The organism is Bordetella tumulicola, assembly GCF_965138755.1.
In the GTDB taxonomy this organism is placed as follows: Bacteria; Pseudomonadota; Gammaproteobacteria; order Burkholderiales; family Burkholderiaceae_B; genus Bordetella_A; species Bordetella_A tumulicola.
This window is the reverse complement of sequence record NZ_CBCSFP010000014.1, coordinates 57,665-78,621: the sequence shown is the minus strand read 5'-3', so window position 1 is coordinate 78,621 and position 20,957 is coordinate 57,665. Positions and strand designations below refer to the sequence as shown.

20 protein-coding genes and 1 pseudogene are annotated in these 20,957 nt (G+C 60.6%); 10 read left to right on the top strand and 11 right to left on the bottom strand.

All coding sequences use genetic code 11. The features are described 5' to 3' along the window. Positions 1–2: 2 nt before the first annotated feature. The 5 genes from ACNAZS_RS24045 to ACNAZS_RS24025 all read left to right on the top strand — a co-directional run. On the top strand, positions 3–1,429 hold a 1,427-nt coding region (locus ACNAZS_RS24045; RefSeq protein WP_415793070.1), incomplete at its 5' end, for a murein hydrolase activator EnvC family protein. Positions 1,430–1,454: 25 nt separating this feature from the next. After that, positions 1,455–2,906, top strand: a complete 1,452-nt coding sequence (locus ACNAZS_RS24040; protein ID WP_415793069.1) for a S41 family peptidase — start codon at positions 1,455–1,457, stop codon at positions 2,904–2,906. Next, on the top strand, positions 2,903–3,673 hold the full coding sequence (locus ACNAZS_RS24035) for a HesA/MoeB/ThiF family protein (RefSeq protein WP_415793068.1): 771 nt from the start codon (positions 2,903–2,905) through the stop codon (positions 3,671–3,673). The genes ACNAZS_RS24040 and ACNAZS_RS24035 overlap by 4 nt, the downstream gene beginning before the upstream one ends. An 83-nt stretch (positions 3,674–3,756) precedes the next feature. Continuing rightward, positions 3,757–4,479 (top strand): FadR/GntR family transcriptional regulator, encoded by a 723-nt coding sequence (locus ACNAZS_RS24030; protein WP_415793067.1) that lies wholly within the window; start codon positions 3,757–3,759, stop codon positions 4,477–4,479. Next, on the top strand, positions 4,476–5,888 hold the full coding sequence (locus ACNAZS_RS24025) for an FAD-binding oxidoreductase (RefSeq protein WP_415793066.1): 1,413 nt from the start codon (positions 4,476–4,478) through the stop codon (positions 5,886–5,888). The genes ACNAZS_RS24030 and ACNAZS_RS24025 overlap by 4 nt, the downstream gene beginning before the upstream one ends. Positions 5,889–6,116: 228 nt before the next feature. On the opposite strand, the gene thiC is transcribed toward ACNAZS_RS24025, so the two are convergent. Further along, the gene (gene thiC / locus ACNAZS_RS24020; protein ID WP_415793065.1) at positions 6,117–8,030 is read right to left on the bottom strand and encodes a phosphomethylpyrimidine synthase ThiC; all 1,914 of its coding nucleotides are present in this window, start codon (positions 8,028–8,030) and stop codon (positions 6,117–6,119) included. A 358-nt stretch (positions 8,031–8,388) separates the two neighbouring features. Between thiC and ACNAZS_RS24015 the strand changes: the two genes are divergently transcribed. Continuing rightward, positions 8,389–9,021, top strand: coding sequence for a SecDF P1 head subdomain-containing protein (locus tag ACNAZS_RS24015; protein ID WP_415793064.1), 633 nt, complete (start codon positions 8,389–8,391; stop codon positions 9,019–9,021). 162 nt (positions 9,022–9,183) lie between these two features. Here the strand turns inward: ACNAZS_RS24015 and ACNAZS_RS24010 are convergent, their stop codons facing one another. The 3 genes from ACNAZS_RS24010 to ACNAZS_RS24000 form a co-directional block, all read right to left on the bottom strand. Then, on the bottom strand, positions 9,184–10,689 hold the full coding sequence (locus tag ACNAZS_RS24010) for a tripartite tricarboxylate transporter permease (RefSeq protein WP_415793063.1): 1,506 nt from the start codon (positions 10,687–10,689) through the stop codon (positions 9,184–9,186). Between the two features lie 22 nt (positions 10,690–10,711). Continuing rightward, positions 10,712–11,176: a tripartite tricarboxylate transporter TctB family protein gene (locus tag ACNAZS_RS24005; protein ID WP_415793062.1), complete on the bottom strand. Its 465-nt coding sequence runs from the start codon at positions 11,174–11,176 to the stop codon at positions 10,712–10,714. Between the two features lie 604 nt (positions 11,177–11,780). After that, complete coding sequence (locus ACNAZS_RS24000) at positions 11,781–12,290, bottom strand: acyl-CoA thioesterase (protein WP_415793061.1); 510 nt, start codon at positions 12,288–12,290, stop codon at positions 11,781–11,783. Positions 12,291–12,415: 125 nt separating this feature from the next. Here ACNAZS_RS24000 and aqpZ point away from each other — a divergent pair, with 125 nt between their 5' ends. Further along, entirely contained in the window at positions 12,416–13,126 is a 711-nt protein-coding gene (aqpZ, locus tag ACNAZS_RS23995) for an aquaporin Z (RefSeq protein ID WP_415793060.1), read from the top strand. 134 nt (positions 13,127–13,260) lie between these two features. Continuing rightward, the gene (locus tag ACNAZS_RS23990; RefSeq protein WP_415793059.1) at positions 13,261–14,016 is read left to right on the top strand and encodes an SDR family oxidoreductase; all 756 of its coding nucleotides are present in this window, start codon (positions 13,261–13,263) and stop codon (positions 14,014–14,016) included. Between the two features lie 57 nt (positions 14,017–14,073). On the opposite strand, the gene ACNAZS_RS23985 is transcribed toward ACNAZS_RS23990, so the two are convergent. From ACNAZS_RS23985 to rpe, 7 genes are all read right to left on the bottom strand, one after another. Continuing rightward, positions 14,074–14,241 carry a hypothetical protein gene (locus ACNAZS_RS23985; RefSeq protein WP_415793058.1) on the bottom strand — a complete coding sequence of 56 codons (168 nt, stop codon included), beginning with the start codon at positions 14,239–14,241 and terminating at the stop codon, positions 14,074–14,076. Positions 14,242–14,333: 92 nt separating this feature from the next. Continuing rightward, a complete protein-coding gene (gene trpC / locus ACNAZS_RS23980) occupies positions 14,334–15,122 on the bottom strand; it encodes an indole-3-glycerol phosphate synthase TrpC (RefSeq protein ID WP_415793057.1) in 789 nt (262 codons plus the stop codon). Continuing rightward, positions 15,119–16,150, bottom strand: a complete 1,032-nt coding sequence (gene trpD / locus ACNAZS_RS23975; protein WP_415793056.1) for an anthranilate phosphoribosyltransferase — start codon at positions 16,148–16,150, stop codon at positions 15,119–15,121. The genes trpC and trpD overlap by 4 nt, the downstream gene beginning before the upstream one ends. A 15-nt stretch (positions 16,151–16,165) precedes the next feature. Beyond that, positions 16,166–16,738: an aminodeoxychorismate/anthranilate synthase component II gene (locus ACNAZS_RS23970; RefSeq protein WP_415793055.1), complete on the bottom strand. Its 573-nt coding sequence runs from the start codon at positions 16,736–16,738 to the stop codon at positions 16,166–16,168. An 86-nt stretch (positions 16,739–16,824) separates the two neighbouring features. After that, positions 16,825–18,345, bottom strand: coding sequence for an anthranilate synthase component I (trpE, locus tag ACNAZS_RS23965; protein ID WP_415793054.1), 1,521 nt, complete (start codon positions 18,343–18,345; stop codon positions 16,825–16,827). Between the two features lie 305 nt (positions 18,346–18,650). After that, a complete protein-coding gene (locus ACNAZS_RS23960) occupies positions 18,651–19,334 on the bottom strand; it encodes a phosphoglycolate phosphatase (protein WP_415793053.1) in 684 nt (227 codons plus the stop codon). A gap of 66 nt (positions 19,335–19,400) precedes the next feature. Continuing rightward, entirely contained in the window at positions 19,401–20,132 is a 732-nt protein-coding gene (gene rpe, locus ACNAZS_RS23955; RefSeq protein ID WP_415793052.1) for a ribulose-phosphate 3-epimerase, read from the bottom strand. A 103-nt stretch (positions 20,133–20,235) separates the two neighbouring features. On the opposite strand from rpe, the gene apaG reads away from it, so the two are divergent. Together apaG and ACNAZS_RS23945 are read left to right on the top strand one after the other, a co-directional pair. Next, positions 20,236–20,610, top strand: a complete 375-nt coding sequence (gene apaG / locus ACNAZS_RS23950; RefSeq protein WP_415793051.1) for a Co2+/Mg2+ efflux protein ApaG — start codon at positions 20,236–20,238, stop codon at positions 20,608–20,610. A gap of 30 nt (positions 20,611–20,640) precedes the next feature. Next, positions 20,641–20,957: pseudogene (locus tag ACNAZS_RS23945) on the top strand (murein transglycosylase A); the annotation flags it as partial.

Genomic DNA, 20,957 nt, shown 5'->3' with positions numbered 1-20,957 from the left:
CNCCGACGCCCTCAAGGCGTCGGAGACGGCCATTTCTCGCATCAACAGCCGCTTGCGCGACCTGGCTGCCGACAATGAGCGGGCCGAGGCCGACCTGGCGGGGCTGGAAAAGCAGATCGGGGTGCAACAGCAAACGCTGAAACGGCGGCGCACCGAGTTGGCTGACCAATTACGCACGCAATACGCCAGCGGCCTATCGCCCTGGACTGCCCTGTTGTCGGGCGACGACCCACAGCAGTTGGGTCGCAATCTCGGCTATCTGGGGTATGTTTCTCGCGCTCGCGCCGCCTCGGTAACGGCTTTGCGACAAGATCTGGATCGTTTGGCCGATTTGCAAGGCCAGGCGGATGCACGTCGGGCCGATATCCAGCGTATGGTCACGGAAACGTCCGAGCAAAAAACCGAGTTGGTGGCCCAGCAATCCGAGCGCGCGACCCTGTTGGCCCAGTTGGAAGGGAAAATTGCGGCGCAGCGCGCCGAGGCGCGCAAGCTGGGGCGCGATGACAGTCGCCTGTCGACCTTGATCGTCGACCTCGAAAAAGCCATTGCCGAGCAGGCCGAGGCGGCGCGGCGTGCCGAAGAGGCCCGTCAACGTGCCGAGGCGGTACGCCTTGCCCAGGAAGCCCGTTTGGCCGAAGAGGCCCGGGTCAAGGCCGAGGCGCAGCGCAAGGCCGACGCCGCCCGTGCGGCAGAGGCCGCGAAAGCCGAGGCGGCCCGCGTCGAACAAGCCGCCAAGGCCGCCAGCCAGGCCAGCCGTGACCAGGCGGCTCGCGATGTGGCCCAGGCACGTGAGCAGGTCGAAGCCGCCCGCGCGCGCGAGCGAAGCGCCGTGGCCTTGGGTGATTGGGATTCCTTGCGTCCGATTGATCAAGGTGGCGTGCGTGTCGCGCCGGCGCCGCCCGCGCGTCCTGTCGACCCCCCGGCGCGGACGACGCCGGCCACGCCGCCTCCCGCGGCGAGTCAGGTGAGCAACGATGACGATGAGGCATCTACACAACAACAGGCCACCCGCCGAGCGCCCGCGCCCGCGCCCAGCCAGGGGAATGGCCTGCGCCACGGACTGACTGCACCGGTCCGTGGTACGGTACAGGGACGTTTCGGGGTAGATCGGCCCGATGGCGGCGTCTGGCGCGGGATTGTCTTGCGCGCAAACGCGGGCACGCCGGTCAAAGTCGTGGCGCCGGGCACGGTTGTTTACGCCAGCTGGTTACGTGGTTTTGGCAACTTGATCATCGTCGATCATGGCAAGCAGTACATGACCGTATATGCCTACAACCAGAGCTTGCTCAAGCAGGTCGGGGACGCTGTCGCCGCGGGAGATTCCATCGCGACGGTAGGCTCGACCGGCGGGCAGGTGGAATCGGGCCTATACTTTGAAATTCGCTATCGTGGCACCCCGGTGGATCCGGCCCAATGGTTGGCCTTATAACCCGGCTACAAATCAGGAAGTGTGCATGGGCACTCGCAAGTATCGTGGTTTCGGTTTAATCGCTACCGGTCTGGTGGCGGGCGTTTTGCTCAGCGTAGGTGTGTCAGCACTGGCGCAGCGCGGCAGTCCTCTGCCGCTGGACGAGCTCAGGCAACTGAGCAACGTCTTCGCCGCTATTAAGAACAACTACGTCGAGGCGGTCGATGACAAGACCCTGATCAACAATGCCATTTCGGGCATGGTGTCCAATCTGGACCCGCACTCCGCCTATCTGGATGCCGATGCATTTCGTGAAATGCAAAGCACCACGCAAGGCGAGTTTGGGGGCCTGGGCATCGAGGTCGGCGCCGAGGATGGTTTCGTCAAGGTCATTTCTCCCATCGAAGACACCCCGGCGGCGCGTGCCGGCGTGATGGCGGGTGACCTGATCATCAAGATCGACGATACGCCCACCAAGGGCATGGCGTTGAACGAAGCCGTCAAGCTGATGCGTGGCGCGCCGAAGACCCCGATCAAACTGACCCTGATCCGCGCGGACAATCCGAAACCTATCGTCGTGAACATCATTCGCGACATCATCAAGGTGCGCAGCGTGCGCAGCAAGATGCTGGACGATGGCGTTGCCTATGTTCGTATTTCCCAGTTCCAGGAAAAAACCGGCTCGGATTTGGCGCGCCACCTGAAAGAGCTGGGTGCCAAGGCGGCTCCCAAGGGTTTGGTGCTGGACCTGCGTAACGACCCAGGTGGTTTGCTGACCAGTGCGATTGGCGTGTCGGCAGCGTTCCTTCCGCCCGATGTGCTGGTCGTGTCTACCGACGGCCGTACGCCAGACTCCAAGCACAAATATCTGGCCACCCCGGCCGAGTATGCGCGCGGCGAAGGCAACTATCTGTCCGATCTTCCGGCGTGGGTCAAGACTGTGCCCATGGTTGTGCTCGTCAACGTCGGCTCGGCGTCCGCCTCGGAAATCGTGGCCGGCGCGTTGCAAGACTACAAGCGCGCCAAGGTCCTGGGTAACCGTACATTCGGCAAAGGTTCGGTGCAGATCATTCTGCCGCTGAGCCAGGATACGGGCGTCAAGCTCACGACGTCGCGCTATTTCACGCCCAAGGGCCGCTCCATCCAGGCAACGGGTATCGAGCCCGATCACGTGGTGGCAGATACGGCGGATGGCGATCTGTTCCGTCTGCCTCGCGAGGCCGATTTGCAGCGCCACTTGGCGAACAATCAGAGCGATGAGTTCAAGTCGTCCGCCCCGGATGCGGACGAGGATACGCCGCCGCCATCCAAGGTGTTCGAGTTCGGCAGCAGCGATGACTTCCAACTGCAACAGGCGCTGAATCTGTTGGCCGGCAAGCCAGTCAAAAAGGGTAGTGTCCGGGCTCAGGCCAAGGCGAATGCCAAGCCTACGGTCGGTGGCGAAACCGAACGCATGACGATCACGCCGTCCGGAGTTCAGCCCGCCAAGAACAAATGAACGACCAGCAGTTACTGCGTTACGCCCGGCATATTCTGCTTGATGAGCTGGGAATCGAGGGTCAGGAGCAATTCCTGGCGGCTCGGGTGCTGGTGGTAGGCGCGGGGGGGCTAGGGTCGCCCGCCGCGCTGTACTTGGCGACGGCCGGTGTGGGTAGCATCACGCTGGCTGACGATGACAACGTTGAGCTGAGTAATTTGCAGCGACAGATTCTGCACGTTGAGGCCAGCGTTGGCCGGCCCAAGGCCGAATCGGGCCGCGATACGCTGGCTGCCTATAACCCCGAAACGCAGGTCAATGCACGCGTTGAGCGCCTGGAGGGTGTGGTGCTGGGAGAGGCCGTTGCCGCGGCCGATGTGATTCTGGACTGCACGGATAATTTTGCGACTCGACACGCGATCAATCGCGCCTGCGTACAGCATCGCAAACCGCTGGTATCCGGCGCGGCGATTCGGTTCGATGGTCAGATCAGTGTCTATGATCTGCGCCACGACGACGCGCCCTGTTATCACTGCTTGTTCCCCGAGGCCGACGATGTCGAGGAAGTGAACTGCGCCACGACCGGGGTGTTTGCCCCCTTGGTGGGCATCATTGGGGCCATGCAGGCCGCCGAAGCCCTGAAACTGTTGGCAGGCGTCGGTGAAAGCCTGTCTGGCCGACTGCTGTGGCTGGACGTGCGCACCATGCAATGGCGCAGCGTGAACGTCAGCCGCGATCCCGAATGCGCGGTGTGCGGACATCGCGAGCATTCGGTCGCGGCGGCTTGATTCCCTGATTCAGGTTGATTTTTTCAACCAATCGTCACGGTTAAAGTTTTCATATAACCTGATAAATAATCTACAATCGTCGTATGTTGACCAAGTCGCTTACCCTCACTGAACAGGTCGCCAGCCAGTTGGTGTCCGACATTGCCGCGGGCGTATACCCAGTAGGAGGCAAGCTACCCACGGGGAAAACGCTGGCGCTGCTGTACGGGGTCAGTGCTGCGGTCATTCGCGAGGCAACCGAACGCCTGCGCGCACAAGGGCTTGTCGAGAGTCGCCAGGGCGCGGGCTGTACCGTGATTTCGCGCACGGCGAGCCGGGGGTTCCAGGTGCCCGCCCGCGCGACGCTCAGCCGGGCCGAGTTGGCCAATGTGTACGAACTGCGTATGGAGCTCGAGGGTGGCGCTGCTGCCTTGGCCGCCGTGCGTCGCAGTGACGCGGATCTGACCGAAATGGGGCGTTGTCTGGCCAGTCTGGAAAGCCATTTGCATCATCCGGAACAGGGTGTCGAGCAAGATATCGGTTTTCATGCGGCGATTGCCGCCGCGACCCACAACACCTATTACCAGCAACTACTGCAATATTTGAATCTGCAAGTGCGCGCTGCCGTGCGGATTGCGCGCGACAACACCCTCCAATATCAGTCCGAGCGTGTCGGCGATGTACATCAAGAGCACGTCGACTTATATGAGGCTATTGCCGCGTGTGACGCGCCACGCGCCCGACGCGCGGCTGTGCTGCATTTGCAACAGGCCGCATCGCGTTTGCAACTGGATTTTTTACCTTTCGAAAGCGAACCCTCTCGATGAATACTCCTGACTTTTCGCAGCGTCTGGTGCAGGCGCTCGGCCCTGATACTGTCCTGACCGCGCCCGACGATATTGCACCGTGGCTGTCAGATTGGCGTGGCCTGTATACCGGCCAGGCGCAAGCCGTCGTACGTCCGCGTCGCACGCAAGAGGTGGCGCAATGTCTCGCCCTGTGTCAGCAGGCCGGCGTGCCGGTCGTGCCGCGCGGCGGTAATACGGGCCTGTGCGGGGGCGCGACCCCCGATCAGGGACCCGCCAATGTGGTGTTGTCCCTGGATCGCATGACGGCAGTGCGCGCGGTCGATACCATCGCCAATACCATGGTGGCCGAAGCAGGCTGCATCCTGGGCAATCTGCGTCGCGCGGCCGAAGAGGTGAATCGCATGCTGCCGCTCAGCCTGGCGGCCGAGGACTCCTGCCAGATCGGTGGCAATGTCTCGACTAACGCAGGCGGCGTGAACGTCGTGCGTTATGGCATGACGCGCGAGTTGGTGCTGGGCCTGGAGGCCGTCTTGCCAACCGGCGAGATTTTTCATGGCCTGCGAACGCTACGCAAAGACAATACAGGCTACGACCTTAAGCAGTTGCTGATCGGCGCCGAGGGCACACTAGGGGTCATCACTGCGGTGGCATTGCGGCTGTTTCCCCGCACGACGGTACGTTCGGTGGTGTTGGCGGCGGTGCAGTCACCCGAGCAGGCGCTGCAATTGGCCGAGTTAGTCAACGAGCAATGCGGCCCGCGTCTGCAAGCCTATGAGTTTTTCACGGGCGATTGCGTGGACTTGGTGTTGACACACGCGCAAGGGGTGCAAGAGCCCTTTGCGCAGCGCTATCCCGGCTACGTATTGATGGAGTTGGCCGATACGGCCGACGAGGCCGCGCTGAATGCGTTGCTGGAAAACGTGATGGGCGCCGCGCTCGAGCGCGAGCTCTGCCTCGATGCCGCCGTGTCGACCTCGATGGCCCAGTTGCAAGCGCTGTGGAAACTGCGCGAAGAGATCTCCGAGGCGCAGCGCGCCGATGGGCCCCACCTCAAGCACGACGTGTCGTTGCCCATCGAACAAATCCCGGCGTTCATGCAATCCGCTGAGCAACGCCTACGGGCCACCTATCCCGACGTCCGCCCCTTCATCTTCGGGCACTTCGGTGACGGCAACCTGCACTACAACCTGTCGCGCCCGGCGGGCGCTCCACGCGAGTGGGCAGCCCAACAAGGGGATGCCGTAACCGACATCGTGCTGGACGAGGTCAATCGCTACGGTGGCAGCATCAGTGCCGAACACGGCATCGGGCAACTCAAACGCGACCATTTCCTGCACAGCAAAGACCCCCTCGAACTGCGTCTGATGCGTGATATCAAGCGTATCTTTGATCCCGCAGGAATTCTGAATCCAGGCAAGCTGCTGTAAAAACAACCGACCGTTTCCAGCATCCAAGGCCAGCCGCTGCGGTGAGTCCGTGTCGTGATCCAGAGCGTCCTGCCGGGCCTATCGCACGGACTCGGCCCATGACCAGGGGCCTCGGTCCGCTACGCGGACTAAATCCGTGCTCAACGGCCCGGCAGGACGCTCTGGATCACGACACGGACCCACCGCAGAGCCGCTCTATGCAGAGCCGCCCGATGCAATCACAAACGATCAAGTCGACGGATAAATCTCAGCCCCTTTGCGCACAAACTCAACCGCCTTTTCCCGCATCCCCTGTTGCAACGCCTCGTTCGCACTGATCCCTAGCGACGCAGCATAATCACGCACGTCTTGCGTAATCTTCATGCTGCAGAAATGCGGCCCGCACATGGAGCAGAAATGAGCGGATTTCATGGAGTCTTTGGGAAGCGTTTCATCGTGGAACGCTCGGGCCGTATCGGGGTCCAGGGATAGGTTGAATTGATCATCCCATCGGAACTCAAAGCGTGCCTTGGAGAGTGCGTTGTCACGGATCGCCGCGCCGGGGTGGCCCTTGGCCAGATCAGCGGCGTGGGCAGCGATTTTGTAGGTGATGATGCCGTCCTTGACGTCCTGCTTGTTGGGCAGCCCCAGGTGTTCTTTCGGTGTGACATAGCAGAGCATGGCGGTGCCATACCAGCCGATGAGTGCGGCGCCGATGCCAGAGGTAATGTGGTCGTAGCCGGGGGCAATGTCAGTGGTCAGCGGGCCTAGCGTGTAGAAGGGGGCTTCGTGGCAATGTTCGAGCTGCATCTCCATGTTTTCTTTGATCAAGTGCATCGGCACGTGGCCAGGGCCTTCGATCATGACTTGTACGTCGTGCTTCCAGGCGATCTGGGTCAGTTCGCCCAGTGTTTTCAGTTCCGCAAATTGGGCTTCATCGTTTGCGTCGTAGCCTGAGCCGGGTCGCAGGCCATCACCCAGCGAAAAGCTGACGTCATAAGCTTTCATGATGTCGCAGATGTCTTCGAAGCGTTCGTAGAGAAAACTTTCCTTGTGATGCGCAAGGCACCACTTTGCCATGATGGAACCCCCGCGCGAGACGATGCCTGTCATGCGGTCGGCCGTCAGGTGAATGAAGGGTAGACGTACGCCTGCGTGAATCGTGAAATAGTCGACCCCTTGCTCTGCTTGCTCGATGAGGGTGTCGCGAAAGATCTCCCAAGTCAGGGCCTCGGCTTTGCCGTCGACTTTTTCCAGGGCCTGATACAGAGGGACCGTGCCGATCGGGACGGGCGAATTGCGGATGATCCATTCACGGGTCTCGTGGATATGTTTGCCTGTGGATAGATCCATCACCGTATCGCCGCCCCAGCGGATGGCCCAGGTCATTTTCTCGACTTCTTCGCCGATGCCCGAGCTGACGGCGGAGTTGCCGATATTGGCGTTGATTTTGACCAGGAAGTTGCGCCCGATGGCCATGGGTTCGACTTCGGGATGGTTGATGTTGGCGGGAAGAATGGCACGCCCTTGGGCGATTTCGTTGCGCACGAATTCGGGTGTGATGAGCTCGGGAATCGCAGCGCCGAAGGATTGGCCGGGATGTTGACGTATCAGGCGTCGGGCCCATTTTTCGCCATCGGGGCCACTGGCTCGCAGGCTTTCCAGATACTGCTCGCGATGCAGATTTTCCCGGATCGCCACGAATTCCATTTCCGGGGTGATGATGCCGCGACGCGCATAGTGCATTTGCGACACGTTGGCGCCTGGCTTGGCACGGCGCCCAGGGCGCTGCAGATCAAATCGCAACGAGCTCAAGACGGGGTCAGCCAAGCGCGACTTGCCGTAATCGCTGGTTGGGCCGCTTAGCACGTCGGTGTCGTTGCGGGCGTCGATCCAGGGTTTGCGCAGGGCGGGCAGACCGCGACGGATGTCGATCTGAACATTCGGGTCGCTATAGGGGCCACTTGTGTCATACACGATCAGCGGCGGATTGGGGGTCTCGCCGGACGCGCTGGCCGTGGCATCCTGCGAGATCTCGCGAAACGGGACGCGGATATCTGGCCGTGAGCCGATTTCGTAGATTTTGCGGGATTTTGGCAGCGGTGCTACCGTAGCAGCGTCGACCTCGGCCGTGGCTGCCAGAAACTTCGGATTGGTGTTCATGAAAAGCTCCAATAAAATTTTTTGGAGCCGAAGGGGATGAATCCCGTGCCAGACGGTATGAAACCCGGTATGAAACCGGCCCTGCATGACAGGCCCTGGCGACGGAATACGCTCCCAGCATCGGCATTATCCGTACTGGTACGAAGGGACTCTCTCAACACGTCGCCTTGTGTGGCGACGAGTACCCCTGCGTGAATCCTAAGTATAGGTGGTATTGTGGTTGTAGTGCGGCTTTACATCTGTATACGGCTGGGGCTATCGAGACTGGCGGTGTCCCTGTAAACTTTTTGTAAGTCGGACTGCTTTTGATCGTTCGACATGCTAGTCCCCTTAGTCAATGAAGAAGGAATACACCATCATGCAACTCAATTTGCGCAAACTGGCCCCAGCGCTTGCTGTCATGACGCTCGCGCTCGCAGGCTGCAAAACCGCGCCTCAGAAAACCGCAGATGAGACTGGCGGCACGACAGCGCCTTCGACTCAGACTCAGCCGGCTACGGCCTCCTCGGTCGAGTTCTTTGTGGCTCAGTCCGCGACGGCGCCTGGCCTGACGGAAGTCAAGATTCCTGATGGCTCCTTGTTTCTTCAGCGTCAGCCCGTCTTGACTCGCAGTGATTTGAGCGAAGCCGCGGCATTGGTGGATCGCCAAGGACAGAATTTCGTGGGCCTGCGCTTTACCGAAGAGGGTGCTCGCAAGCTGAACGATATCAGCAGCCAGAACGTTGGCAATATGTTGGCCTTGGTGATCAATCGTGAGTTGGTGGCCGCCCCTCGCATCGCCGAGCCGCTCAATCGCGGCGTGCTGGCGTTTGGTGTGCCGTCGGCCCAGGCTGCTTCGGACATCGCTGCCAAGATCCGTGGCGATCAAGGCCAACCGGCTAATGGTGGTGCAACGTCGCCCGCGGCTCCCGCAGCACCGGCTAATGGTGGCGCAACGTCGCCCACGGCTCCGACAGCACCGGCAACGCCGGCTCCTGTCAAGGCGCCTTGATCGTTCAATGTCCTGGCTGCGGTGTTAGCTAGGAGTAAGACGAATTAGGTTGCCAATAAAAATCCCGGGATGGTTTTTGAACCATTCCGGGATTTTTTACTGCGCGTCGCAGCAGACTGTGACAGTGCAGCTACCCCGCAAGCCGGGTAGCTGCACCGTAGATCAATCCTCTTCGACGAAGGCTTCCTTACGCTTTTTGCGGATCGACGGCAGGGCGACGATGACGACCAGAATGGCTGCGGCGCCCAGCAGCGATGCCGACAGCGGACGTTCGACAAAGGTGAAGAAGTCACCACGCGACAGCAGCAGGGCGCGACGGAAGTTTTCTTCCATCATGGGGCCCAACACCAGGCCCAGCAGCAGCGGGGCGCCTTCGCACTTCAGTTTCGCCCAAAAGTAACCGATCACACCGAAGATCGCCGTGGTGTAGATGTCGAACGTGTTGTAGTTCAACGAATACACCCCGATCGTGCAGAACACCAGAATGGCCGGGAACAGGATGCGGTAGGGCACCTTCAGCAGCTTGACCCACAGGCCGATCAGCGGCAGGTTCAGCACCACCAGCATCAGGTTACCGATCCACATCGAGGCGATCAGACCCCAGAACAGTTCCGGGTGGCTGGTCATGACCTGCGGGCCGGGCTGAATGTTGTGGATAGTCATGGCACCAACCATCAGCGCCATCACGGCGTTGCCCGGGATACCCAGGGTCAGCAGCGGGATGAACGACGCCTGCGCACCGGAGTTGTTGGCTGACTCGGGGCCTGCCAGACCAGCCGGGTGGCCCTTGCCGAAGCGTTCCGGTTCCTTGGAGAGTTTCTTTTCCAGGGTGTAGGACGCAAAGGCTGACAGCACAGAACCGCCGCCAGGCAGAATCCCCAGCATCGAACCCAGGGCCGTGCCACGGATGATGGCCGGTACGGCTTCGCGGATTTCCTGCCTGCTGGGGTATAGCGAGCCGATCTTGTCTTGGAGTTCGACGCGGTTTTCTTTCTGCTCGAGGTTGGCCAGGATTTCGGCAAAACCGAACACACCCATGGCCACGATGGCAAAGTCGATACCGTCTTGCAATTCGGGGATGCCGAAGTCGTAGCGGGCCACGCCCGAGTTGACGTCCGTGCCCACCATGCCCAGCAGCAGACCCAGCAAGATCATGCAGATGGCCTTGGGCAGCGAGCCCGAGGCCAACACCACGGCGCCGATGAGGCCCAGGGTCATCAGTGAGAAGTACTCGGCGGGGCCGAACTTGAAGGCGACTTCGGCCAAGGGGGGCGCGAAGGCGGCGATCAGCAGGGTCGTGACGCTACCGGCGAAGAACGAGCCCACGGCGGCGATGGACAGTGCCGCGCCGGCCCGTCCATTACGCGCCATCTGGTGGCCGTCCAGCACGGTCACCACGGCCGATGTTTCGCCTGGCAGGTTGACCAGAATCGCGGTGGTGGAGCCGCCGTACTGGGTACCGTAGTAAATACCTGCCAGCATGATCAGGCCGGCCACCGGGGGCAGCACGTACGTGATTGGCAGCAACATCGCGATGGTGGGGACGGGGCCCAGGCCTGGCAAAACGCCAACCAGGGTGCCCAAAATGCAGCCCAGCAAGGCGTACAGCAGGTTTTCGGGAGTGAACGCTACGGATAGTCCGAGCGTCAGGTTGTCCATCAATTCCATGATCTTGTTTTCCCCTTATGTTTTAGTTCATGCCCAGAAACGACGGCCACAACGGGAAAATCAGCCCCAGGCCTTTGATAAACGCCAGCCAGCAGAACGCGACCAGGAAGATTGCGTTAAGCAATGCGACGCGCCAGCTGAATTCAAAGCTGGCAATACTACTGAGCACGACCAGCAGGAACAGTGAGGTGTAGAGCCCCAGCGGGCGTAGCGCCACGCCGAACAGCACGACAGAACCGATGATGATGAAGAGGATCTTGAAGTCGAACTTGTCGATCACGGTTTCTGTTGCTTTGGGCGACAGTGCGCCAAGAGCGACTACCGCACCCAAGATGGCCAGGCAGACACCGAGCCAAAAGGGAAAGTAACCTGGGCCCATGCGGGCGGAGGTGCCCATCGAATACTCAGTCGCTCCATACGCAAATCCCAGGCCGATGAGAGCAAACATCACTCCCGACCAGAAATCTTGCTTGTTCCTTAGCTGCATAAAAGGTCTCCATATATTTGTGTCGTGCCAAGCCGAGCGGGCCGTGATGGCGGAGACGCTATGTCAAAAGATGCATGGGGCTTGGACAGAACAAATAAAAAACATGGCACGTCTGTGCGGGCCACATCTAGGTTCCACAAGCATCCGGACACCAAGCGCACCGCCAGCACGCAAAGTCCAAGTCGGGTGGATCGTATCACGATGCAGTTGAGAATTCTGTTGGTGAATCCTCTAACTCTGATAGGCCGCAGATGGGGTTGTAGACAGGCGCTGCCGCGCGCTGATGGGCCTGTTTATGGCCTCTGTCGCCGGTGCGTAAGGGGTCGGAAAGGCGGTTTTGATGGATGCAATGACCTGATCCGAACAAGCCTTTAATGCACTAAAAAGTGACCATCAGGTGGACATTGGCCCTGCATTATGCGCTGAGCTCGTCCTCATCGGAGGCTTGTATACGCTCATTTATCTATCTGGCGCTCGGCGCTAAAACCCCTTTATTAGGGAAAATCCTCAGCGATTTGTACTCAATTCGTTGCGAACGAGCAACGAATCGAGACGTCGGCCAATCCCTGAAGCGAGCGCCGACTTTGACTTGGGTGACGACGGATTATTCCGTGGCGCCGGTTACCGCATTCTGCGCGCGACGTTTGATTTCCGCCTGGTGCTGCTCCAGTGTCTGGCGCAGCTCTCGCCGCTCACGCGCCGCGTCGTATCGCTGCTGTTGTTCCTCAGTCAGTACGGGTAACGGCGGGACAGCGGTAGGTTGCCCGTCATCGTCGACCGCGACCATCGTGAAATAGCAACTGTTGGTGTGGCGCACGATCTGTTTGCGGATGTCTTCGGTCACCACCTTGACGCCGATTTCCATCGACGTCCGGCCGGTGTAGTTCACCGAGGCAAGAAAAGTCACCAGTTCGCCCACATGGATGGGCTGACGAAACACCACCTGGTCGACCGATAGCGTCACGACATAGTTGCCCGCATAGCGGCTGGCACAGGCATAGGCGACCTGGTCAAGGTACTTCAAAATCGTGCCACCGTGAACGTTGCCTGCGAAGTTCGCCATGTCAGGCGTCATCAGGATGGTCATCGACAATTGGTGATTAGTTTCTTGCATGACAGGGCAACAGAGTCTAAAACGTCATGGTAATCCCTAGCGAGGCCCCCAGCTTTGCAAAACTTCACTTTTGGGTGGGCTGTGTTGGAGATACGCTCTGCGAACCTTTGTCCTGGAGATCTATTATGTCGTCGCTATCGAAGCGTTGCGTGGCGGAGTTGATCGGTACCTTCTGGCTAGTATTGGGTGGTTGCGGGGCGGCGGTACTTGCCGCCGGTTTTCCTGAGTTAGGGATAGGCTTTGCCGGGGTCGCTCTGGCTTTCGGTTTGACGGTCTTGACGATGGCTTTTGCCGTCGGCCATATTTCGGGCGGACATTTCAATCCGGCGGTGACGGTGGGACTGGCGGCAGGGGGGCGTTTTCCCGTGCGCGAAATCGTGCCCTATGTGGTGGCCCAGGTTGTCGGCGCGATCGTGGCGGCGGCCGTGCTGGCGGTAATTGCCGGGGGCAAGGAAGGTTTCGACTTGGTCGCCAGCGGCTTTGCGGCGAACGGGTATGGTGAACATTCGCCGGGTGGGTACACCTTGACGGCCGCACTGATCTGCGAAGTCGTGATGACGTTTGGCTTTTTGTTTGTGATTCTGGGGGCTACTGATAAGCGGGCGCCCGCCGGCTTTGCGCCGATACCGATTGGTCTGGCCTTGACGCTGATTCACTTGATCAGCATTCCGGTCACCAACACGTCGGTGAACCCGGCACGTTCGACGGGCCCGGCGCTGTTTGTGGGGGGTTGGGCAGTCGAACAACTGTGGCTGTTCTGGCTGGCACCGATTGTGGGCGCCCTCTTGGCCGCGGTGGTTTATCGCTTCGTGGGCCGCGAAAACGTAGTCGCATGATGGGTGCCCCAAGACCGTAGCCGCGCAGGCTGCGGTCTTGATGTCGTCGGTTCTGTGCAGCGGCATGGAAATCGCGATAAGGTTGTCAGCCGCCTGTCTCATACGCGGATTATGCTGACTATTGGAGTTGTTCGATGCACCCATCGAAAAAAGTCATGATCGTTACGGGTGGCAGCCGCGGCATCGGTGCGGCTGTTGCTCGGCTGGCGTCACGTCGTGGCTATGCGGTCTGCGTCAATTACCATCGTCGCCGCGACGCGGCCGACGATGTGGTGCGGGCCATTCAGGCTGACGGCGGCCACGCGATTGCGATGGGCGCCGACGTGTCCGATGAAGCGCAGGTTGTGCAATTGTTCGAGCGCGTCGACCGCGAGTTGGGCCGTATCGATGCGTTGGTGAATAATGCGGGCGTGCTGGAAACGCAGATGCGTGTCGAGGACATGGATGCCGCGCGCATTACCCGTATTTTGCATACCAACGTCGTGGGCCCGCTACTGTGTTGTCGCGAGGCCGTGCGCCGCATGTCGCCGCGCCATGGCGGGCAGGGCGGCGCCATCGTCAATGTTTCGTCCGTGGCGGCCCGTCTGGGATCGCCGGGCGAATACGTGGATTACGCGGCATCGAAAGGCGCGTTGGATACCCTGACGATCGGCCTGTCGAAAGAAGTCGCGGCCGACGGTATCCGCGTCAATAGTGTGCGGCCCGGCACGATTTATACCGAGATGCATGCCAGCGGCGGCGAACCGGGCCGGGTCGACCGCCTGGCCAGCGCCATTCCGTTGCAACGCGGCGGCACGGTCGACGAGGTTGCCGGCGCCGTCATGTGGTTCTTCTCCGACGAGGCCGGCTACACGACCGGCTCGTTTATTGAGGTGTCGGGCGGCAAGTGATTCGTACCGTTGCGCGGCAGCGTTGCCGATACTGTGGCGGTGGCCAGCCGGAGCGTCCTAAATACCCGTGTCCGGGTAATTAGGGCCGGCATCGTGAAAGCCGCCATTGCTATAAGGATTGACGGCCCCGGGATGCGGGGGGCCGGGTTGATGGTTGCCGTGGGCACACCCTGCCAGGGCCATTGCGATGGCGATCAACGACAGTACGCGTAGAGAGTTCGGCATGGCGGTTCTCCTGAAGAGGTTTCCTGCCATGTTAATCCTGTCGTAGGCGTTGGCGGNGGNGCCGTTGCGCCGCGGGCCAAATCTGCCTCGCCTCAGTGCATCAAGCGCGCCAGTTCAACACCGGGGTCTTCCGCGCGCATAAAGGCTTCGCCCACGAGGAAAGCATCCACCTTGTGGCTGCGCATCAGCTTGACGTCTTCGGGCGTCAGGATGCCGCTTTCGGTTACGACACGCTTGCCGGCAGGGATATGCGGCAGCAGATCCAGGGTATTTTGCAGGCTGGTCTGGAATGTGCGCAGGTTGCGGTTGTTAATGCCCAGCAGAGGCGTCCGAAGGCTGAGTGCGACGTCCAGTTCTTTGGCATCGTGCACTTCGACCAATACGTCCATGCCCAGTTCGATCGCCAGGGTTTCCAGATCGCGCAATTGATTAGGAGCGAGGGCGGCCACGATGAGCAAGATGCAATCGGCGCCCATCGCGCGCGCCGAGATAACCTGGTAGGTGTCGATAACGAAATCTTTACGCAGCACGGGTAGCGGGCAGGCGGCACGGGCGCGGCGCAGGTTGTCGTGCGAGCCCTGGAAAAAGTGCACGTCGGTCAGGACCGACAGGCAGGCCGCCCCGTGGACGGCATAGGTGGCAGCAATGGTGGCGGGGTCGAAATTTTCGCGCAGCACACCCTTCGAGGGCGAAGCCTTTTTGATCTCGGCGATCACGCCGGCCTGGCCCTGGGCGATCTTGTCTTCGATAGCCTGGGCAAAGCCACGGACGTCTTGTCGAGCCTGGGCTTCGCGCAGCAGTTCTGCTTCGCTGCGCAACTGGCGCGCCGTGGCGACTTCCTCGGCCTTGATGGCCAGGATTTTCGCAAGGATGTCGTTCATTGTTGGAATTTCCGGGTGTATGCGCAGAATTCTTCTAGCTTGGCGCGGGCGGCGCCGTTAGCAATCAGTTCAAAAGCCTGCGAGAGGGCTTGTTCGATCGTGTCGGCCTTGTTGCCGGCGTAGATCGCCAGCCCCGCGTTCAGGGCGACGATGTCGCGGGCAACGCCTTCGACATTATCGAGGGCCTGCATGACAAGCTCTCGCGATTCCTCGCGGTTGCCGACTTTGATGCCCCGATTAGACACCATTGCCAGGCCGTAGTCTTCCGGGTGGATCTCGTATTCGCGGATTTTGCCGTCTTTAAGCTCCCCGACCATCGTCGAGCCGCCCAGCGAGGCCTCGTCCATTCCGTCCATGCCGTGCACGATCATGACGTGGCGTGAGCCCAGGCGTTGCAATACACGCACCTGGATGCCGACCAGGTCCGGGTGAAACACGCCCATCAACTGGTTGGCGGCGCCCGCAGGGTTGGTGAGCGGCCCCAGGATATTGAACATGGTACGCACGGCCAATTCTTTGCGAATGGCGGCGACGTTTTTCATGGCGCTATGGTGCGCGGGGGCGAACATAAAGCCTATGCCCGTGGCTTGCAGGCATTCGGCGACTTGTTCGGGGCTGAGCACCAGGTTGGCGCCCAAGGCTTCGAGGACGTCGGCGCTGCCGGACGAGGACGAGGCGCTACGCCCACCGTGTTTGGCAATCGGAACGCCAGCGGCAGCGGCGACGAACATGGCGGTTGTCGAAATATTGAACGTATGGCTGCCGTCGCCACCCGTGCCGCACATGTCCAGCAGATCATCGGGGTTCGGGGTCACGACGGGGGTCGCGAACTCGCGCATGACCTGCGCCGCGGCGGTGATTTCGCCCACGGTTTCTTTCTTGACCCGCAGGCCCATGATGAGCGCGCTGGCGATTTGCGGCGACATTTCCCCACGCATCAGCAGGCGCATCAGATGCAGCATTTCGTCATGGAAAATTTCGCGATGCTCGATACAGCGAGTCAGCGCTTCGGTGCAAGTGATCGTCATGATGATTGTCTCTAATTATTGGATGTTCAGAAAATTGCGCAGCATGTCATGTCCGTGCTCGCTCAACACCGATTCAGGATGAAACTGTACCCCGTACAGCGGCAGCGTTTTATGGCGCACGCCCATGATGTCGCCATCGGGTGCGGTGGCGGTGACTTCCAGGCAATCGGGCAGCGTGTTGGGATCGATCGTCAGCGAGTTGTAGCGGATGGCGGTATAGGGGGATGGCAAGCCCGAGAAAATATCGGTGCCACGGTGCGATATCTGTATGGTTTTGCCGTGCATGATCTGCTGGGCTCGCACAATATCGCCGCCATAGGCTGCGCCGATGGCCTGGTGTCCCAGACACACCCCAAGAATGGGGAGCTGTCCGGCAAAGCGCTGGATCAGCGGCACGGATATGCCGGCCTCGGCGGGCGAGCAAGGACCGGGCGAGACGCAGATACGATCCGGCTTCATGGCGGCGATTTCGTCCAGCGTGATCAGGTCGTTACGAACGACGGTGACGTCTTCACCCAGCTCGCCGAAGTACTGCACCAGGTTATAGGTAAATGAATCGTAGTTGTCCAGCATTAACAACTTGCTCATTGGAGCCTCTCGATTTCAAAAAAATTATTCAGTTCACAAACCCTCGGAGCCCTGCAGGGCGGCTGGGCTAAAGGGGGGGTCGATTATCAGATCGGCTCATCCAGTCCGTGCTGTACTTGCTCGGCGGCGCGCAGGACGGCGCGGGCTTTTGCTTCGGTTTCGGCCCATTCCAGCTCGGGGTCCGAGTCGGCGACGATGCCGGCTGCCGCCTGGACATACAACATGCCGTCTTTGATGAGGCCGGTGCGGATCGCAATCGCGACGTCCATTTCGCCGCCATAGCTCAGGTAGCCCGCCGCGCCGCCATAGATGCCGCGGCGCACGGGCTCGAGCTCGTCGATGATCTCCATGGCACGCACTTTGGGGGCACCCGTCAGGGTGCCCGCGGGGAAGGTGGCGCGCAGCACGTCCATGCTGCTCATGCCAGGGTTCAAGTTGCCCGTGACGTTCGACACCAGATGCATCACATGCGAATAGCGCTCGATGGTCATGGTGTCGGTGAGCTTGACGGAGCCCACTTCGGCGACGCGTCCAACGTCATTGCGGGCCAGGTCGATCAGCATGACGTGTTCGGCGATCTCTTTGGGATCGGCCTGCAACTCTGCGGCCAATGCGGCGTCTTGCTCAGGCGTGGCGCCGCGTTTGCGGGTGCCTGCCAGCGGCCGAATGGTGATTTGCGACTTGGCGACACCGTTGTCCTGGATTTGCTCTTGGCGCACCAGGATTTCCGGCGATGAGCCGACTACCTGAAAGTCCCCCATGTTCCAGTAGTACATATAGGGCGAGGGATTCAGCGAGCGCAGTGCGCGATAGAGCGAGAGTGGAGAGTCGCGGAACGGCTTGGAAATGACCTGTCCGATCTGGACTTGCATGAGATCGCCCGCGGCGATGTATTCCTTGGCCTGGTAGACGGCGGCGAGGTAGTCTTCTTTTTTGAAATCTCGCTGCTCCTCGGTCAGCATGCTGGCGTGGCTGTACGGAATATCGACGGGGCGGCGCAAGCGGGTGCGCAAGTCGCGCAGGCGTTGTTGCGCACGGCTGTAGGCCTCGGGTTGGGTGGGGTCGGCGTACACCATCAGATAGGTGCGTCCGGCCAAGTTGTCGACGATGACCAGTTCATCGACGTGCATCAGCATAATGTCGGGCGTACCCTTGTCCATGCCGGCCGGGTACGGCTTGACCGCAGGTCCCAGGCGAGGCTCGATATGACGTACGGTGTCATAGCCAAAATAGCCGGCCAGTCCACCGCAAAAGCGCGGCATGCCCGGGCGCAAGGCGACCTTAAAGCGGGCCTGGTACTGTTCGATAAAGGTCAGCGGGTCGCCTTCGTAGGTCTCGGCGACTGTGCCGCTATGCAGGAGTTCGGTCGTGGTGCCGCTGGCACGGATCACGGTGCGGGCCGGCAGGCCGATGAACGAGTAGCGGCCAAAGCGTTCGCCGCCCACGACGGACTCCATCAGGCAGCTCATGCTGCCACGTTCGGGCCCGCTATGCGCCAGTTTCAGATAAATGGCCAGCGGGGTGTCCAGATCGGCGTAGGTCTCTGAAACCAGGGGGATTCGGTTGTATCCCTGGTTGGCCAAGGCCTTGAATTCAATTTCGGTCATGTGGAGTCTCGTAGCTGTTGGGTTCTACCGACCGGGCACATAACAAAAAGCCCGGTCCAAGTGTGGGTTCCGGGCTTTTGGCGCTGTTCTATGCAGCTTCGGCGCTGGGATGCTGACGCGTCCAGGGCCGGGAAGGAACTATCGCCACCCGGAAGGCAAACGCCACCAACGCCACGAGGCGTTGCGCATTTGGTTCGAGAGACGAGCGTTCATATCAATGATCAAGACTGCGTATTTAAAGGCTGAGTACGTAAAACTGAGCGGTTAGGGCTATCCTGGGTCGCTGCTCTTTTATTCGCCGGTCTTTATCCGCGGTTCTTGCGAGCTATCCACAAAGACGCGTCGACGATGCTGCCGATTATACCATCGACATCTAGCCCATGCACGTCCTGGCCCTCGTTGTAACCGTATGGCACGGCCAGCACTTGAATGCCCGCGGCCCGGGCGGCCAGCGCGTCGTTGACGGAATCACCGATGGCAATGGCTTGGGCGGGTGTCACACCCAGGCGTTCGCACGCGTAGAACATCTGGTCGGGATCGGGTTTGCGGCGCTCGCAGGTGTCGCCGCAGACGACTTCCTGGAAAAAACCCGCCAAACCCGTGCGCTGCAATAGCGGGATCGTGAACTCGGTCGGCTTGTTGGTGACGACGGCGAGCTTGAGGCCCTGATCGCGCATGGCTTTCAGGCCGTCGATGACGCCGTTAAAAATCGTGGCTTTGTCGCCATTGACCAGATGGTAGTGGCGAAAAAACGATTCACGCGCGTGTTCGAATGCCGCGGGTTCCGGGTCGGGCGCCTGCAGCGAGCCCGCCAGCGAGCGACGCACGAGGTTGTCGACGCCTTTTCCGACAAAAGTTGCGACGATGTCTTCGTGCAGTGCGTGCATGCCCAGTTCAATGCGCATAGCGTTAGCGGCATGCGCCAGGTCCGGGATGGAGTCCAGCAGGGTGCCGTCCAGGTCAAGCAACACGGCTTGGAAAGTGGTCATAGGTGATGATCTCAGGCGATTAGGTCGGATTCCCGGGCAAGCGAACCCCGGGAGGTGGCGGCGTGCTCAGGCAGCCAGGGTCGAGGCTTTGGCGATTTCGCCGCGCAGGGTTTGAATGACCTGGGCATAGTCGGGCTTGCCAAAAATGGCGGAACCCGCGACGAACGTATCGGCCCCGGCCGCGCGAATTTGCGCGATATTGTCGATTTTGACGCCGCCATCGACCTCAAGCAGGATGGGTTGGCCGCCGGCCTGTGTCCAACGGTCGATCCGGGCGCGGGCGTCGCGCAGTTTGTCCAGCGTTGACGTGATAAAGCTCTGCCCGCCAAAGCCCGGGTTGACCGACATCAACAGCACCACGTCCAGCAGATCCATGACATGGTCCATGGCGTCGAGTGAGCTGGCCGGGTTGAATACCAGGCCGGCCTGGCAGCCGTGGTCGCGGATCAGTGACAGCGTGCGGTGCACGTGGCGCGAGGCGTCGGGGTGAAAGGTGATGATATTGGCGCCGGCCTTGGCGAACTGAGGGATCAGTTCATCCACGGGTTCGACCATCAGGTGCACGTCGATGGGCACTTGGACGTGTGGGCGGATAGCGGCGCACACCATGGGGCCGATAGTCAGGTTGGGGACATAGTGGTTGTCCATGACATCGACGTGGATCCAGTCGGCGCCGGCGGCGACGACATTGCGCACTTCTTCGCCCAGGCGGGCAAAGTCGGCAGACAGAATACTGGGGGCGATACGGGTGGTGGCCGGGGTGGGGGCGGACATGATGATGGAGGTTTCCACGGGCATAATGTGCCATTATTGTAGTTTGCCGCGCGTGACGGGTGCCTGACAGGGTGATTCGTCGTACGGCGCGTTGTTTAACCGCCTTTGTGCTCATCGGAAAAGGCCCGTGAAACCCTACGACCTGACCGTCTCCGTTGCTCCGCAGTTTGTGCCGGAGCAATCTGATCCCGCCGAACAGCAGTATGTGTTCGCCTATACCATCCGCATCACCAATACCGGCGAGCATCCGGCGCAGGTCATCAGCCGTCACTGGATCATCACCGATGGCAACCAGCGTGTCCAGGAGGTCCGGGGCCTGGGCGTCGTCGGCCAGCAGCCATTGCTGGCGCCGGGCGAAACGTTTGAATACACCAGCGGCTGTCCTCTGCAAACGCCAGTCGGTACCATGCGGGGGACATACCACTGCGTGGGCGAAAACGGCATTCCTTTCGAGGTGCCGATTGCCGAGTTTTTGCTGGCTATGCCGCGTACCCTGCATTAAAAATGGGCGGACCGCCCCACAAAGTTGCCTATGAAGCGTTTTCTCAGATTGTTATGCGTGTCGCCCTTTTTGGCGGTACTGGTTTCGTGCAGCCTGCCAAAGGTTCCGCCCGAAGGGGGCGCGCCTGGTCAGCCGGGCGCGACGCCGTCCATCACCGGACCCTTAGTGGTTCCGCCGTTGTCTTCGCTACGAGATACCCCCGCACGAAAACTGGCGGGTGGTTTCCAGCGGGCGGGTTGGGCCGAGTTGCCTGGCTGGACTAACGACGATCTGTCGCGGTTTTGGCCGCTATTCCTGCGCAACTGCCAAGGCTTGATGAGGCAGACCTCGGGTAATCTGGCGGCGTG